Source organism: Barrientosiimonas humi, from assembly GCF_006716095.1.
Lineage (GTDB): Bacteria > Actinomycetota > Actinomycetes > Actinomycetales > Dermatophilaceae > Barrientosiimonas > Barrientosiimonas humi.
Window position 1 is genome coordinate 2732081 of sequence record NZ_VFOK01000001.1, and the last position, 14975, is coordinate 2747055.

The 14975-nt window shown below is 73.6% G+C and carries 19 protein-coding genes; 3 read left to right on the plus strand and 16 right to left on the minus strand.

All coding sequences use genetic code 11. The features are described 5' to 3' along the window. Window positions 1-58 precede the first annotated feature (58 nt). From FB554_RS12800 to FB554_RS12825, 6 genes are all read right to left on the minus strand, one after another. Window positions 59-307: a DUF6412 domain-containing protein gene (locus FB554_RS12800; RefSeq protein WP_142006658.1), complete on the minus strand. Its 249-nt coding sequence runs from the start codon at window positions 305-307 to the stop codon at window positions 59-61. A gap of 23 nt (window positions 308-330) precedes the next feature. Beyond that, window positions 331-978 carry an MBL fold metallo-hydrolase gene (locus tag FB554_RS12805; RefSeq protein WP_142006660.1) on the minus strand — a complete coding sequence of 216 codons (648 nt, stop codon included), beginning with the start codon at window positions 976-978 and terminating at the stop codon, window positions 331-333. Continuing rightward, window positions 978-2078 (minus strand): S-(hydroxymethyl)mycothiol dehydrogenase, encoded by a 1101-nt coding sequence (locus tag FB554_RS12810; RefSeq protein ID WP_142006662.1) that lies wholly within the window; start codon window positions 2076-2078, stop codon window positions 978-980. The genes FB554_RS12805 and FB554_RS12810 overlap by 1 nt, the downstream gene beginning before the upstream one ends. A 172-nt stretch (window positions 2079-2250) precedes the next feature. Further along, the gene (gene ispF / locus FB554_RS12815; RefSeq protein WP_142006664.1) at window positions 2251-2745 is read right to left on the minus strand and encodes a 2-C-methyl-D-erythritol 2,4-cyclodiphosphate synthase; all 495 of its coding nucleotides are present in this window, start codon (window positions 2743-2745) and stop codon (window positions 2251-2253) included. 4 nt (window positions 2746-2749) lie between these two features. Further along, on the minus strand, window positions 2750-3439 hold the full coding sequence (gene ispD / locus FB554_RS12820) for a 2-C-methyl-D-erythritol 4-phosphate cytidylyltransferase (protein WP_142006666.1): 690 nt from the start codon (window positions 3437-3439) through the stop codon (window positions 2750-2752). Next, window positions 3436-3918, minus strand: a complete 483-nt coding sequence (locus tag FB554_RS12825) for a CarD family transcriptional regulator (protein ID WP_142006668.1) — start codon at window positions 3916-3918, stop codon at window positions 3436-3438. Before FB554_RS12825 ends, ispD begins: the two co-directional genes overlap by 4 nt. Window positions 3919-4116: 198 nt before the next feature. On the opposite strand from FB554_RS12825, the gene FB554_RS12830 reads away from it, so the two are divergent. Next, window positions 4117-4683, plus strand: a complete 567-nt coding sequence (locus FB554_RS12830; protein ID WP_142006670.1) for a hypothetical protein — start codon at window positions 4117-4119, stop codon at window positions 4681-4683. Window positions 4684-4756: 73 nt separating this feature from the next. Here FB554_RS12830 and FB554_RS12835 read toward each other — a convergent pair whose 3' ends face one another. Both FB554_RS12835 and FB554_RS12840 read right to left on the minus strand, forming a co-directional pair. Then, window positions 4757-5440 (minus strand): response regulator transcription factor, encoded by a 684-nt coding sequence (locus tag FB554_RS12835; protein WP_142006672.1) that lies wholly within the window; start codon window positions 5438-5440, stop codon window positions 4757-4759. After that, a complete protein-coding gene (locus tag FB554_RS12840; protein ID WP_142006674.1) occupies window positions 5437-6672 on the minus strand; it encodes a sensor histidine kinase in 1236 nt (411 codons plus the stop codon). Before FB554_RS12840 ends, FB554_RS12835 begins: the two co-directional genes overlap by 4 nt. Before the next feature lie 208 nt (window positions 6673-6880). On the opposite strand from FB554_RS12840, the gene phoU reads away from it, so the two are divergent. Beyond that, entirely contained in the window at window positions 6881-7561 is a 681-nt protein-coding gene (gene phoU / locus FB554_RS12845) for a phosphate signaling complex protein PhoU (RefSeq protein WP_142006676.1), read from the plus strand. An 83-nt stretch (window positions 7562-7644) separates the two neighbouring features. Here the strand turns inward: phoU and FB554_RS12850 are convergent, their stop codons facing one another. From FB554_RS12850 to mshA, 3 genes are read right to left on the minus strand one after another with little or no spacing between them, the layout of a single operon-like run. Then, window positions 7645-8388, minus strand: coding sequence for a phosphoglyceromutase (locus tag FB554_RS12850; RefSeq protein WP_142006678.1), 744 nt, complete (start codon window positions 8386-8388; stop codon window positions 7645-7647). Between the two features lie 9 nt (window positions 8389-8397). Beyond that, the gene (locus FB554_RS12855) at window positions 8398-8910 is read right to left on the minus strand and encodes a YbjN domain-containing protein (RefSeq protein ID WP_142006681.1); all 513 of its coding nucleotides are present in this window, start codon (window positions 8908-8910) and stop codon (window positions 8398-8400) included. Beyond that, window positions 8907-10169 carry a D-inositol-3-phosphate glycosyltransferase gene (gene mshA, locus FB554_RS12860; RefSeq protein WP_142007600.1) on the minus strand — a complete coding sequence of 421 codons (1263 nt, stop codon included), beginning with the start codon at window positions 10167-10169 and terminating at the stop codon, window positions 8907-8909. The genes FB554_RS12855 and mshA overlap by 4 nt, the downstream gene beginning before the upstream one ends. 117 nt (window positions 10170-10286) lie before the next feature. Here mshA and FB554_RS12865 point away from each other — a divergent pair, with 117 nt between their 5' ends. Next, the gene (locus tag FB554_RS12865; RefSeq protein ID WP_142006682.1) at window positions 10287-11090 is read left to right on the plus strand and encodes a class I SAM-dependent methyltransferase; all 804 of its coding nucleotides are present in this window, start codon (window positions 10287-10289) and stop codon (window positions 11088-11090) included. Between the two features lie 132 nt (window positions 11091-11222). On the opposite strand, the gene manA is transcribed toward FB554_RS12865, so the two are convergent. From manA to FB554_RS12890, 5 genes are read right to left on the minus strand one after another with little or no spacing between them, the layout of a single operon-like run. Next, window positions 11223-12395, minus strand: coding sequence for a mannose-6-phosphate isomerase, class I (manA, locus tag FB554_RS12870; protein ID WP_142006685.1), 1173 nt, complete (start codon window positions 12393-12395; stop codon window positions 11223-11225). 21 nt (window positions 12396-12416) lie between these two features. Continuing rightward, window positions 12417-13220, minus strand: coding sequence for an alpha/beta fold hydrolase (locus FB554_RS12875; RefSeq protein ID WP_142006687.1), 804 nt, complete (start codon window positions 13218-13220; stop codon window positions 12417-12419). Window positions 13221-13222: 2 nt separating this feature from the next. Beyond that, window positions 13223-13543: a DUF2516 family protein gene (locus tag FB554_RS12880; protein ID WP_142006690.1), complete on the minus strand. Its 321-nt coding sequence runs from the start codon at window positions 13541-13543 to the stop codon at window positions 13223-13225. A 10-nt stretch (window positions 13544-13553) separates the two neighbouring features. Then, window positions 13554-13979 (minus strand): D-aminoacyl-tRNA deacylase, encoded by a 426-nt coding sequence (gene dtd, locus FB554_RS12885; RefSeq protein WP_142006692.1) that lies wholly within the window; start codon window positions 13977-13979, stop codon window positions 13554-13556. Further along, complete coding sequence (locus FB554_RS12890; protein WP_142006694.1) at window positions 13979-14947, minus strand: asparaginase; 969 nt, start codon at window positions 14945-14947, stop codon at window positions 13979-13981. The genes dtd and FB554_RS12890 overlap by 1 nt, the downstream gene beginning before the upstream one ends. Window positions 14948-14975: the final 28 nt, after the last annotated feature.

Here is a 14975-nt window from a genome sequence, read left to right on the forward strand (position 1 = left end):
AGAAGGAGTCGCGGAGGCGTGCGCGATATCGCGCAGAAGCGTTGTCAGTGCAGCAGATTCACGCGCACGCCGGGAGGCGTCCCGGGGCGCGGGAGCGGGGCCGACCGGGCAGGTCGGGCCGTCGCAGGGGAACGTCGAGCACCTGCCAGTGCCGACGCCGCTGCTGGGTGAGCAGTCGTGGGCGCGTCTGCAGCGCGGGCACCACGAGGGCGATCCGCACGACCAGCGCCGACCCCAGCAGCGCGGTGGCCACGGGCAGCAGGAGCAGCAGCGTCGCGACGACGTGCTGATCGGCCCAGGTGCTCACGGGACCAGGTTAGCGAGCCGGGCTCAGTGGCCCCGGTCGATCCACTCCTGCCGGTGCGGCTTCTCGTCGCCGATGGTCGTGGAGTCGCCGTGGCCGGTGAGGACGGTGGTCTCCTCGGGCAGGGTCAGCAGCTTCTCGCTGATCGACACGATGATCGTGCCGAAGTCGCTGAACGAGCGGCCGGTGGCGCCGGGGCCGCCCTGGAAGAGCGTGTCGCCGGTCAGCACCACGCCGAGGTCGGGCAGCAGGAAGCAGCACGAGCCGGGGCTGTGGCCGGGCGTGTGCAGCACCTCGATCGGTGTGCCCGCCACGTCGAGCCGCTGCCCGTCGGCGAGCTCCTGGTCGGGCGCCGCGGGCAGCACCCGGTCCCACAGCATCCGGTCGTCGGGGTGCAGGTAGGTCGGCGCCCCGGTGGCCTCGACGATCTCGGCCGCTGCGCCGATGTGGTCGTCGTGGGCGTGGGTGCACAGCACGGCCACGACCCGGCGGTCGCCCACGGCCTCGAGGATCGGGGCCGCGTCGTGCGCCGGGTCGACGATCACGCACTCGGCGTCGTCGCCGACGACCCACACGTTGTTGTCGACGTCCCAGGTGCCGCCGTCGAGGCTGAACGTGCCGGAGGTGACCACCGGCTCGATGCGCACCGCGGGCGTCTCGTCGCTGTCGGACATCACTGCTCTCCCTCGATCATGACGACGGAGCGCAGCACGTCTCCGCCGTGCATCTTCTCGAACGCCGCCTCGACGTCGCCCAGCCCGATCCGCTCGGTGACGAACGCGTCGAGGTCGAACCTCCCCTGACGATAGAGGTCGACCAGCATCGGGAAGTCGCGGCTGGGCAGGCAGTCGCCGTACCAGCTCGACTTCAGCGCGCCGCCCCGCCCGAACACCTCGATGAGCGGCAGCTCGGGCACCTTCATCTCCGGGGTGGGCACGCCCACCAGGACCACCGTGCCGGCGAGATCCCTTGCGAAGAAAGCCTGTTCGTACGTCTCCGGCCGGCCGACCGCGTCGATCACCACGTCCGCGCCGAAGCCACCGGTGAGCTCGCGGATCTTCTCCACGGCGTCGTCCTGGGCGCTGTTGACGGTGTGCGTGGCGCCGAGCTCGCGGGCCTTCTCGAGCTTCCGGTCGTCGACGTCGACGGCGATGATCGTCGTGGCGCCCGCGATGCGTGCCCCGGCGATCGCCGCGTCGCCGACCCCGCCGCAGCCGATGACCGCGACCGAGTCGCCCCGGTCGACCTGGCCGGTGTTGACCGCCGCGCCGAACCCGGCCATCACGCCGCACCCGAGCAGCCCGACGGCGGCCGCCTCGGCGTCGGGGTCGACCTTGGTGCACTGCCCCGCCGCGACCAGCGTCTTCTCCGCGAAGGCGCCGATGCCCAGCGCGGGGCTGAGCTCGGTGCCGTCGGTGAGGGTCATCTTCTGGTCGGCGTTGTGCGTGTCGAAGCAGTACCACGGCTTGCCCTTGGCGCACGCGCGGCACTGACCGCACACCGCGCGCCAGTTGAGGATCACGAAGTCGCCGGGCGCGACCTCGGTGACGCCCTCGCCGACCGCCTCGACCGTGCCGGCGGCCTCGTGGCCGAGCAGGAACGGGAAGTCGTCGCTGATGCCGCCCTCGCGGTAGTGCAGGTCGGTGTGGCACACCCCGCACGCCTCGACCGTCACCACCGCCTCGCCCGGTCCCGGGTCGGGCACCACGATGTCGACCAGCTCGACGGGCGCCCCCTTCTCGCGGGCGACGACTCCCTTGACGGTCTGCGGCACGGTGGCTCCTCGAGGTCTCGCGAACAGGTGACAGGACCAGCCAACCCGAGGCCGGCGTACGTCGGCAACCGGGTGCGTGATTCGGCCACCCGGCCCCGCCGTACGCCGGTGGCCGGCCGCGCGATCCGGTCACCGCCCGCGCCGAGACGCGGGATCAGCGGCCGGCGCGGGATCAGGCCCCGGCGGGATCCGTCGCCACGACCAGCGCCGTCGCGATCGCGGCGATGCCCTCGCCACGGCCGGTGAGTCCGAGCCCGTCCGTGGTGGTGGCGGCGACCGAGACCGGCACCCCGCCGAGCGCCTCGGACAGCGCCTCCTGAGCCTCGACCCGGCGGGGGCCGAGCTTGGGCCGGTTGCCGATCACCTGCACCGCCACGTTGCCGATCGCAAAACCGTTGTCGGACAAGATTTTTCGAGCCTCGGCGAGCAGCCGCACGCCCCGTGCCCCGGCCAGCTCGGGGCGGCCGGTGCCGAAGTGCTGACCCAGGTCGCCGAGCCCGGCGGCGGAGAAGATCGCGTCGCAGATCGCGTGGGCCGCGACGTCGCCGTCGGAGTGCCCCTCGATGCCGCGCTCCCCCGGCCACTCCAGCCCCGCCAGGTGCAGCAGGCGGTCGTCGGCGGCGAACGGGTGCACGTCGACGCCGATCCCGGTGCGCGGCAAGCTCATCCGGCTAGTCAACCAGGGTCTGCGCGTGCGCCAGGTCGGCCTGGGTGGTGACCTTGACGGCCAGCGGGTCGCCGGGCACGACCAGGCAGCGGCCGCCCCACCGCTCGACCAGGGCGGCGTCGTCGGTCGCCTGCTCGCCGAGGCCGTGGGCGGCCTCCAGCGCGGCCCGCCGGAACGCCTGCGGCGTCTGCACGGCGCGCAGCCCGGCGCGGTCGGGCGTGGCGGTCACGACGCCGTCGGCGTCGACCTGCTTGATGGTGTCGGCGACGGGCAGGCCGGGCACGACCGCGTCGAACCCGTCGCGCACCCCGGCCGCGACCCGCTCGAACAGCGCGGTCGGCGCGAGCGCGCGGGCCGCGTCGTGCACCAGGACCACGTCGACCTCCGGGCGCAGCGCGGCGAGCCCGCACCCCACCGAGTCGGTGCGCTCGGCCCCGCCATCGACCAGCTGGACGTCCGGCAGCAGCGCGGCGAACTCCTCCCGGGCGGCTGCGGGCACCACCACGACGACCTGGGCGACGTCGGCGGCTGCCGACGCCCGGCGTACGGCGTGCACGACGAGCGCGTGACCGCCCACCTCGACGAGGGCCTTGGGACGCCCGGCGCCCAGCCGGGTGCCGGACCCGGCCGCGACGACGACGACGCCCGTGACGGATGCGTCACGGGCGTCGCTGCGGGCGGTGGGCTCGCTCAGGAGGCGAGCACCTCGTCGAGCGTGGCCTCGGCCTTGTCCTCGTTGGTGTGCTCGGCGAGCGCGAGCTCGGACACCAGGATCTGGCGGGCCTTGGCCAGCATGCGCTTCTCACCGGCGGACAGGCCGCGGTCCTGGTCACGGCGCCACAGGTCGCGCACGACCTCGGCCACCTTGATGACGTCGCCGGAGGCCAGCTTCTCGAGGTTGGCCTTGTAGCGGCGGGACCAGTTGGTCGGCTCCTCGGTGTAGTCGGCGCGCAGCACCTCGAACACCTTGTCGAGGCCCTCCTTGCCGACGACGTCGCGCACACCGACGAGGTCGCAGTTCTCGGCAGGGACCTCGATCGTCAGGTCGCCCTGGGCCACCTTGAGGACGAGGTACTTCTTGTCTTCCCCCTTGATCTTGCGGACCTTGATCTCTTCGATGAGTGCGGCGCCGTGGTGCGGATACACGACGGTCTCGCCGACCTTGAATGTCATAGGTGATAAGCCCCTTTCGCGGGGTCCAGGATACCACGCGTGGCGGGGGCCACACACACGTTCTTGCAGGTCAGCGGCCTGCACGCACCCCGAGAGGCACTTGACAACCGGCTCCGATCCGTGCATCTCGCAGCCCTCCGCAGACCCGGTGGCCGACGCCCCACGAGCCGCTCCCCCGCGGCCGGTAGGCTGACGCGCGTGACGCGTCGACCTGTTCTCACCAGCCGCCCGGGCCGGGCGTTCGCCGGCACCGCCACGGTCGCCTCCGCCCTGATCCTCAGCGGCTGCGCCGGACTGTCGCAGCAGGCCACCTTCCTGGAGTACGACGCCGCCGACGGCGTCTCCGCGCAGGTCGGCTCGGTGCAGCTCACCGACGTGCTGCTCGTCAGCAGCGGACAGGGCGGCGCGGCCCGCCTGCTGGGCACGGCCTACAACCCCGGCAGCACGCCGGTGCAGATCGCGGTCGCGCCGGCCGGCGCCGGCTCGCCCTCGAACATCAACGTGACCGTCCCGCCGGGCAACACCGTGCGCTTCGACGGCCAGCCCTCGGGCAACAACACCGCGACGGCCGCCCCGGTCTCGCTCCCGAGCATCACCGCCGCCCCGGGTCGGACCACCCCGGTCACGTTCACCAGCGGCAGCGCCGGCACGGTCTCGGTGTCGGTCCCGGTGCTGCTGAACCAGTACCCCTACGGCACCGCGAGCGTCACCCACGCCCCGGCCGCCACCCCCACCGCCGAGGGCGCAGAGGGCGGCGAGGGCTAGGCCGCCTCGGCGACGATGCCGGCAGACCGGAGCGCGCGACGGGCTGCCGGAGGAGGAGCTGAGGCAGGCGGGATCAGGCGGCCTCGAACTTGTAGCCGAGTCCGCGCACGGTGACGATGAACTGCGGGTTGCCCGGGTCGGGCTCGATCTTGGCGCGCAGCCGCTTCACGTGCACGTCGAGCGTCTTGGTGTCGCCGACGTAGTCGCTGCCCCACACGCGGTCGATCAGCTGCATCCGGGTCATCACCCGGCCGGCGTTGCGCAGCAGCATCTCGAGCAGCTCGAACTCCTTCAGCGGCAGCGCCACGGACTCGCCGTTGACGGCGACGGTGTGCCGCTCGACGTCCATCCGCACCGGGCCGCTCTCGAGCGTCGCGGGCAGCAGCTCCTCGTTGTCCTGGCCGCGGCGCAGCACCGCCTTGATGCGCGCCAGCAGCTCGCGGCTGGAGTAGGGCTTGGTGACGTAGTCGTCGGCGCCCAGCTCGAGCCCGACCACCTTGTCGACCTCGGTGTCCTTCGCGGTGAGCATGATGACCGGCACGTTGGAGCGCTGCCGCAGGTTGCGGCACACGTCGACGCCGGACATCCCGGGCAGCATCAGGTCGAGCAGCACCAGGTCGGCGCCCTGCCGGTCGAAGTCGGACAACGCGTCGGGGCCGGTCTCGGCGACCAGGACGTCGTACCCCTCCTTGCGCAGCAGATAGGACAGAGGGTCGGAGTAGGACTCCTCGTCCTCGACGACCAGGATGCGGGTCATGTGCGGTCCTTCCGGGTGCTGGGGCTGGCAGTCATCAGGTCCTCAGGGCGTACGTCCTCGCCCGGCTCGGCCGGCGCCTCGCGCTCGGGCACCGCGAGGGGGAGGCGGATGGTGAAGGTGGAGCCGGAGCCTTCCTCGCTCCACACCGACACCTCACCGCCGTGGTTGACGCACACGTGCTTGACGATCGCGAGGCCGAGGCCGGTGCCTCCGGTGGCCCGCGAGCGCGCGGTGTCGACGCGGTAGAACCGCTCGAAGATGCGGCCCTGCTCCTCCTGCGGGATGCCGCGGCCCTGGTCGGAGACGGCGATCTCGACGACCTCCTCGAGCGTGCGCACGGTGGCCACCACGCGGGTGCCGGCGTCGGAGTAGTTGACGGCGTTGGCGACCAGGTTGCGCACGGCCGTGGTGATCAGCTCGGGGTCGCCGTAGACCTGGGGCGGCACCGGCGGCAGCGCGTGCACGAGGGCGATGTCACGGTCGTCGGCGACCAGCTGCACGTGGTCGAAGGCCTCGACGACGCAGGATCCGACGTCGACCAGCACCGGCTCGTGCAGGGTGTCGGCGACCTGCAGCCGGGACAGCTCGACGATCTCGCGCACCAGCCGCCCGAGCCGCTCGGTCTCGATCTGCATGCGGCCGGCGAACCGGGCGACGGCCTCGGGGTCGTCCTTGGCGTCCTCGACCGCCTCGGCGAGCAGCGACAGCCCGCCGACCGGCGTCTTCAGCTCGTGGCTGACGTTGACGACGAAGTCGCGCCGGGTCTCCTCGACGCGGCGGGAGTGGGTGCGGTCCTCGATGAGCAGCAGCACCAGGTCGCCGTGCAGCGCGACGGCGCGCACACCGAGGGTGATGCGGCCGGTGCCGAGCGGGCCGCGCGGCAGCTCCAGCTCGACCTCGCGCACGACCCGGTCGCGGCGCACCTCGCGCACGAGGAAGCGCAGCTCGTCGTGCACCAGGCTCTGCCCGCGCACCAGGCCGAGCGCGGGCGCCGACGGCGACGAGCGCAGCACCGCGTCGGAGGAGTCGAGCACGATCGTGATGGAGCGCAGCGCGGTGATGACGTCGAGCGCGCCCGGGCGCAGCCCTTCCTCGCCGGCCGCAGCCTGGGGTGCGGCGCCGGCGCGAGCCGGCTCGGGCGTACGGCCGCGGCGGGTCAGCAGCACGGTCGCCGCAGCGCCGAGCGCGAGCCCCACGAGCACGCACAGCAGCGGCACGACCAGATCGGACACGACCTCCAATGTACGGCCGTCGCGGAGCGCCTCCGACCACTCCCTGCCCCGTGCGGCCGGGGATGCCGACTGTTCACCTTTCGTCTTGCGGTCGTTCACGACTTGCTGAGAGGGTCACCGCGACGGTGCCCCGACAGGGCACCCACCCGTGTGTGCCCGCGACCTGCGCGGGCTTGCTGGGCCGCAGGCCCGAGGAGGATGTCCCCCCATGCGCGACGCGTTCCACGAGGATCTCGACCGCATCTCCGACGAGCTCGTGCAGATGACCGGCATGGTGCAGCAGGCCATGTCCCGCGCCACCACCGCGCTGCTGCAGGCCGACCTGAGCGTCGCCGAGAGCGTGATCGCCGGCGACGACGACATCGACGAGCTGCGCCGCAGCGTCGACGACAGCGCCGTCGACCTGCTCGCCCGCCAGCAGCCGGTCGCCACCGACCTGCGCATGGTCGTCACCGCGATGCACATGGCGTCCGACATCGAGCGGATGGGCGACCTGGCCCGGCACATCGCCAAGGCCGCGCGCCGCCGCTACCCCGAGAACGCCGTCCCCGAGCAGCTGCGCCCGGTGCTGTCGGAGATGGAGCGGGTCGCCGAGTCGCTGGTCGTCAAGACCGGCCAGGCGATCGCCAACAAGGACGTCCTGGCCGCCGCCGACCTGCAGCGCGAGGACGACAAGATGGACGAGCTGCACCGCCGGGTGTTCGCCATCCTGCTCGACCCCAGCTGGCAGGGCGGCACCGCCGGCGCGGTCGACGCGACGCTGCTGAGCCGCTACTTCGAGCGCTTCGGCGACCACGCGGTCGCCGTCGCCAACCGCATCGTCTACCTCGTGACCGGCAGCTACGGCTCGGTCGACGAGGGCGTGGTCACCGACCCGCAGGCGGTCTGAGCGACCGCTCCCCGCACGTCGAGCGCCCCCGGTCCGATGCGGACCGGGGGCGCTGCCGTCGTACGTCCGCCGGCTCGCGCGGGTCAGCGGCCCTGCTTGGCCACGGCCTCGGCGGCCGCCTTCGCGGCCTCGGGGTCGAGGTACTCCCCGCCCTTGACGGTCGGCTGCAGCTGCTCGTCGAGGCGGTAGACCAGCGGCATGCCGGTGGGGATGTTGAGGCCGACGATGTCGTCGTCGGAGATGCCGTCGAGGTGCTTGACCAGGGCGCGCAGCGAGTTGCCGTGCGCCGCGACCAGCACGGTCTTGCCGTCGCGCAGGTCGGGGACGATCGCCGACTCCCAGTAGGGCAGGAAGCGCTCGATGACGTCCTTGAGGCACTCGGTGCGCGGCATCTCGTCGCCGAGGTCGGCGTAGCGCGGGTCGCCGGCCTCGCTGAACTCGCTGCCGGGCTCGATGGGCGGCGGCGGCACGTCGAACGAGCGGCGCCAGGTCATGAACTGCTCCTCGCCGAACTCCTCGAGCGTCTCCTTCTTGTTCTTGCCCTGCAGCGCGCCGTAGTGCCGCTCGTTGAGCCGCCAGTCGCGGCGCACCGGGATCCAGTGCCGGTCGCAGGTGTCGAGCGCGATGTTCGCGGTGGTGATCGCGCGGCGCAGCAGGCTGGTGTGCAGCACGTCGGGCTGCAGGTCGGCCTCGCGGATCAGCTCACCGCCGCGGCGGGCCTCCTCGCGACCCTTCTCGGTCAGGCCGACGTCGACCCACCCGGTGAACAGGTTCTTGGCGTTCCACTCGGACTCACCGTGGCGCAGCAGGACAAGCGTGTAGGTCATGCGCCCATCCTAGGAAGAGGCGTCGTCCCCGTCTCGGGCGAGCACCTGCCGGAACGCCTCGAGGTTGCGGGTGGACTCGCCGCGCGAGATGCGCCAGTCCCACTCCTTCTGCATCGACGTGCGGAAGCCGATGAGCAGCAGGTCGTTGAACGGCTCGTCGCAGGCCGCGAGCAGCACCCCGAACAGCTGGTCCAGATAGGCCTCGGTCACCGCCTCGAGCGGCACCTCGCCGACGACGAACACGTCGCCGAGCTTGTCGATGGCGTACGCCAGGCCGGGCAGGCGCAGGTTGCGCAGCAGCAGGTGGCGGTAGAACGCGTCGTGGTTCTCGTCGGGGGCGCGGATCACGAACGCCGACACCGACATCCCGCGCTCGCGCAGGATCAGCGAGACGACCGTCTTGAGCTTCTTCTCGCCGGGGAGCGTGACGGCGTACTCGCCGTCTGCGACGCCCGGCTCCCACTCGATCTCGGCGTCGGCGAGCGCCGACTCCAGCACCCGGGTGGCTTCGTCGAGGGTCATGGGATCACCGCCGTGGGTACGCCCGCGAGGGGCTGGTCGTGGGGCGCCTGCTCGCCCTGGCGGCAGGCCGTGCGATACAGCTCCAGCAGCTGGTCGGCCGTGCGGTCCCAGCCGAAGTCCTGCGCGTGGCGCAGAGCCCGCTCGCCCAGCTCGCGGCGCGCCTCGGGGTCGTCCAGCAGCGCCCCGAGCGTCTCGGCCCAGACCCTCGGGTCGTGGCCGTCGACCAGCACGCCGCCGTCGCCGACCGCCGTGGGCAGCCCGCCGACCCGGGCCGCGACCGTGGGGGTGGCGCAGCCGGCCGCCTCGACCGCGACCAGCCCGAACGACTCGCTGAACGAAGGCACCGCGAGCAGGTCGGCCGCGCGGTACCACTGGGCCAGGGTGGGCCGGTCGACCGGCGGGAGCAGGCGTACGACCTCGTCGAGACCGAGCTCGCTCACCAGGTCGGAGAGCCAGGTCGGATGGCGCAGGCCCGAGCCGCTGGGCGCGCCCAGCACGGCGACCACCAGGCGGCGGTCGGGGCGCGCGGCGCGCAGCCGGGCGGCCGCCCGCACGAGCACGTCGGGGCCCTTCAGCGGCTGGATGCGACCGACGAACAGCAGCACGTCCTCGTCGTCGCCGAGCCCGAGCTCGGCGCGAGCCGCGGCGCGGTCGCCGGGGGTGAACGTGGCCAGGTCGACCCCGGGGCTGACGACGTGGACGCGGTCGGGGTCGGCGGCGTACAGCTCGATCAGCTCGCGCCGCTCGCTCGCGGTGTTGGCGACCAGCCAGCTGGCCGCGCGCACGACCTGCTCCTCGCCGATCTCGCGGCCGGGCGGCTCGGGCGAGTCGTCGGCGGCGAGCTGGGCGTTCTTGACCCGGGCCATCGTGTGCATGGAGTGCACGATCGGGAGCCGCCACCGGTCGGCGACCAGCCAGGCCACCTGCCCGGAGAGCCAGTAGTGGGAGTGCACCAGGTCGAAGTAGCCCTCGGGCAGACCGGCCAGCACCCGCATCACCCCGGCGGTGAAGGCGCACAGCTGACCGGGCAGGTCGTCCTTGCCGAGACCCTCGTAGGGGCCGGCGTCGACGAAGCGCACCCGCACGCCGGGCGCGGCCTCGACGAGGTCGGGCTGGGCGGCGGTGGTGCGGCGGGTGAAGATCTCGACCTCGATGCCGCGGCGGCCGAGCTCGCGGGCGGACTCCAGGACGTAGACGTTCATGCCGCCCGCGTCGCCCTGGCCGGGCTGCTCCAGGGGCGAGGTGTGCACGCTGATCATCGCGACCCGCTGCACGGGGCAGCCCCCGGTGGGGTCCGGCCGCGTCCCGCGGTCGTCCGCAGCGTCGGTGGAGCTCACGACTTCGAGTCTCGCACGGGCCGCGGATAGCCTCGCGCGGTGACCAGCAGGCGGCCCGTCGGTGTCATCACGCGAGGGACCACCAACCCCAACCGGCTGCGCCGCTGCGACCGCTGGCTCGTCGCGACCCAGGCGCACCGGCTGCGCGGGGCGGCCCGGCCACCGGTGGTGGTCGACCTGGGTTACGGCGCCTCTCCCGTCACCGTGCTGGAGCTCGCCCGGCGCCTGCAGCCGGTGCGCCCCGACGTCGAGGTGGTCGGCATCGAGATCTCCCCCGAACGGGTCGCCGCGGGAGAACCGTTGGCGCGCAAGGGAGTTGGCTTCCGGCTCGGCGGGTTCGAGGTGCCGCTCGACGGACGTGACGCGCAGCTGATCCGGGCGTTCAACGTGCTCCGGCAGTACGACGAGGGCGAGGTCGCCGCCGCGTGGGAGCGGTTGCGCGGCCGGCTGGCACCCGGCGGGCTGCTGGTCGACGGCACCTGCGACGAGCTCGGCCGGATCGCCTCGTGGGTCGCGCTCGAGCGCTCCGGGCCGGTGTCGCTCACGGTGTCGCTGCACCTGGGCTCGCTCGCCGACCCTGCGGTCGTGGCCGAGCGGCTGCCGAAGGCACTCATCCACCGCAACGTCCCGGGCGAGCGGGTGCACGACCTGGTCTCCGACCTCTCCGGTGCGTGGCGACGCGCGAGCCCGTTGATGGCGTACGGCCCGCGGCAGCGCTTCCTCGCGACGGTCGAGGCGCTGCGCGAGCAGGGCTGGCCGGTGCTGCACGGCCCCCGCCGCTGGCGGCTCGGCGAGGTCACCGTGGCCTGGGAGGCCGTGGCCCCGGCGCCCTACCCGGCATGAAACCGGGTTACGGCCGTTTGACCCTGATGCATTGGGGTCGAACGACCGTAACCCGGTTTCATGCGGGGCTGGGTGGGGTCGTACGCCCGGGCGGGCGTGGCCGGTCAGGCGGACCCGGGCGGGCGTGGCCGGTCAGGCGTCGCCGGGGGCGGCCAGGAAGACGCGGGGGCGGGCGGCGTCGGAGGCCGAGCCCGCCTCGGCGGGGGCGGCCGCTCGCACGTGCGCCCGGTCGCCCGCCTCCAGGAAGCATCCCTGGCCGGGGGCGACGCGCACGGTGGCCTGCGGCCCGACGACCTCGACGGGGGCGTCGAGCGCGAACAGGATGCGCGGCCGTCCGTCGGCCGGGACCGGCAGCGGGTCGGCCGCCACGGGGGCGGTGCGCAGCATGAAGTACGGCGTGCTCGCGGGGAAGCAGGTCCAGCCCTCGTCGAGCACCCCACGCTCGGGCTCGATCTGCCGGTCGAGGTCGGCGATGCGCAGCAGCTCGTCGACGTCGATGTGCTTGGGGGTCAGGCCGGCCCGCACGACGTTGTCGGAGTTGGCGAGGATCTCGACCACCACCCCACGCACGCCGGCGTGCAGCACGCCCGCGTCGACGAAGGCGTAGTCGCCCGGCCGCAGCACGACGTGCCGCATGACCAGCAGCACCACGAGCCCGATGTCGCGCGGGTGCTGCTCGGCGATCCGCACGACGGCGTCGAGCGCCGGCTCGGCGGGCGCCAGCGGGCGGCACGCCTCGACCACCGCGTCGGCCAGCTCGGCCTGCTCGTCGGACGACAGGTGCAGCAGGGTGGCGAGCAGCGCGCGCGCCGGCTCGGGAGCCTCGGTGGCCGCCGCGACGTGGCCGGTGAGCGCCTCGACGTCGAGCAGCTCGGCGAGCGCTCGGGTGTCGTCGAACCGTCGCAGACCGGCGAAGACCTCGAAGTCGGTGAGGGCGTACCACGCCTCGGGCTTGGCCCAGCCGTCGCCGTAGGTGCCGGCGGGGGCGCTGGCCGCCTCCTCGACGCTGGGGTGGGCCTGGATCGACAGCGCCTGCACGGGCGCGAGGACCTTGAGCAGGAACGGCAGCCGCCCCCCGAAGCGCGCGGCGAGGTCGCCGAGCACCCGCTGCGGGTCGGCCGCGACGAGCCCGTCGAGGTGGCCCTGCGCCCCGTCGCCGAGGAGCCGGCTCGGCGCCGCCTCGTGCGCGCCGAGCCACAGCTCGGCCTCCGGCTCAGGGGTCGGCGCGGCACGCCCGGTCATCCGGGCGATCACCTCGTGGGACCCCCAGGCGTAGTGCTGGATGTGCCCCTCCAGGAGCTGCACGTCGTCTCTCCCCCGCTGCCCTCAGCCCAGAAACTCGCCGACCAGCGACCGTACGCGATCGCGGTGCTGCCACATGATGCCGCCCGGGGGCAGCACCTCGAGCCGGCAGTCCGGGATCAGGTCGGCGATCTGCTCGGCCACCGGGACCGGGTGGGCGGGATCGCGCTCCTGCGCGAGCACGAGCACCGGCGCGGTCACCGCGCGCAGCGCGGCCCGGTCGGTCATGGCGGTCTCCTGCGGGATCGTCCGCAGCGCCCGGCGTACGTCCGTGGCCACCACGACCTCGGCCTGTCGCCGGCACCACGCGCGCACGTCGGTGCGGGCCCGCACCTGCGCCGGCTGCTCCTCGAGCAGCAGCTGCATGACCCCTTCGACGTCGCGCTCCTCGGCGAGCTCGGCCATGCGCAGCAGCCGCTCGCGCGCCTCGTCGCGGCGCGGGGTGTCGAGCACGGCCGGGATCACCAGCACGATGCGCTCGAAGCGGGACGGGTCGTCCTGCAGCAGCCGGCAGATCGCGCCGGCGCCCATGCTCACGCCGAGCGCGCGGGTGGCCCCGGTGCGGCGGGCGACGGCGTCGAGCTCGCCGGCGAGCGCCGCGTAGGTCCACGGCGTCTCGGGCGAGGAGGAGGCCCCGTGGCCGCGGAAGTGGAAGAAGACCTTGCTGCCCGGCACTCCCCCGCCGAACGGCCGGGTCGTGTCGATGGTCCCGCTCAGCCCGTGCGCGAAAACCGTGACCGGAGAACCGGATCCGGTGATGGCGTACTCGATCGCGCCGTCTGCCGTCGGCAGCATCGACGTGATGCGGGAAGCGGTGGGCAGCGGCATGCTCACCAGGGGCCGTAGGGCCCGTTGTTGCGGCCGCCCCCGACCATGCGCTGCACGGCCGGCCGCACGTCGGCGAGGTAGACCGAGGCGCCGACGACGGCGAGCAGGCTGAAGATGTTGAGCGGGTTGGTCACGGTGATGAAGCCGATGGCGGCGCTGGCGCCGGTGATGCCGCACCAGGCGGGCTTGTTGAGCTTGCCGGCCGCGGTGTAGGCGTCGGCGCGGTGGCGCAGGGAGTCGACGAAGGCGAAGACCTCGAGGGCCAGCACCGCCACTCCGAGCAGGAGGGCGATCGCGTTCTGCACCTGGAACACCGAATCCATACCGAGGAGCCTAGACGTCGACCAGCACGGTGAACGGGCCGTCTCCCACGAGCTCGACCTGCATCATCGCGCCGAACCGGCCGGTGGCCACCTCGAGGCCGCGGCCGCGCAGCGCCTCGACCACCGCGTCGACGAGCGGTTCGGCGACCGGGCCGGGCGCCGCGGCCGACCACGAGGGCCGCCGCCCCTTGCGGGTGGCGCCGTAGAGCGTGAACTGGGAGACCACCAGCACGGGGGCGCCGGCGTCGAGCAGCGACTCCTCGTCGCGCAGGATGCGCAGCTCGGCGATCTTGCGGGCCATCGCCTCGACCTGCTCGGGTCCGTCGTCGTGGGTCGCGGCCACCAGGGCGACCAGGCCCGGGCGGTCGATGCGGCCGACGACCTCCTCCTCGACCGTGACCGCCGCGCGGGTGACGCGCTGCAGGACCGCCCGCATCAGATCCCTCGCACGACGACCCGGCCGACCGGCTCCCCGTGGCCGAGCACCGGCACGTCCCCGACGCGGTCGAGCACCGGCTGGTCGACACCGGCCGTGCGCAGCAGCCGCGCCATGATCGGCGCGCGGGCGCGCTGCCCGCCGTCGACCACCTTGACCGCGAAGCCGCGGCCGTCGGCGAGCCCGACGGCGTAGACCGCCTCGGCGCCGTCCTTGGCGACGAGGCCGCCCACCCCGGCGATCAGCTCGGTGACGTCGCGCCCGTCTCCGCCGAGCATGCGCGGGTGGGCACCGATCGCGTCGCGGACCCGCGCCTCGGGGGTGCCGGGCGCGGCGGCGGCGATGCGTCCGAAGCAGCGCGCGAGCCCGGCCACGCTGATCGCCATGACCGGGGCGCCGCAGCCGTCGACGCCGACCGCGCCGACACCTTCGCCGGCGAGGTCGGCGAGCGCGGCGGCGATCGCCTGCTGCAGCGGGTGCTCGGCCTCGCGGTAGGTCGCGGTGTCCCAGCCGGCCGCGACGCAGGTGGCGAGCATGGCCGCGTGCTTGCCCGAGCAGTTCTGGGTGATCGACTCCTTGTCGTGGCCGGAGCGGATCCAGGCCAGCCGCGCCTGCTCGCCGTACGGCAGGTCGGGCGTGTTCTGCAGGGTCGCCACGGGCAGGCCCGCACCGGCGAGGATGCGCTGCACCCCGTCGAGGTGGATCTGCTCGCCGGAGTGGCTGGCGCAGGCCAGCGCCAGCAGGTCCGGCGGCAGGTCGAGCCCGGAGCGCAGCATCCCGATCGCCTGCATCGGCTTGTTGGACGAGCGCGGGAAGTGCGGGGCGTCGACGTCGCCGAAGCGGCGGGTCACGGCGCCGTCGGCCGCCACCTCGACGGCGATCGCCCGGTGCAAGGACTCGACGAATCCGGACCGCTCGACGTGGGCCAGCACGGGCGCCTCGGACAGCGCGGAGATGGGGTCGCTCACGCGGATCAGGCTAGCCAGACGCGCCGGA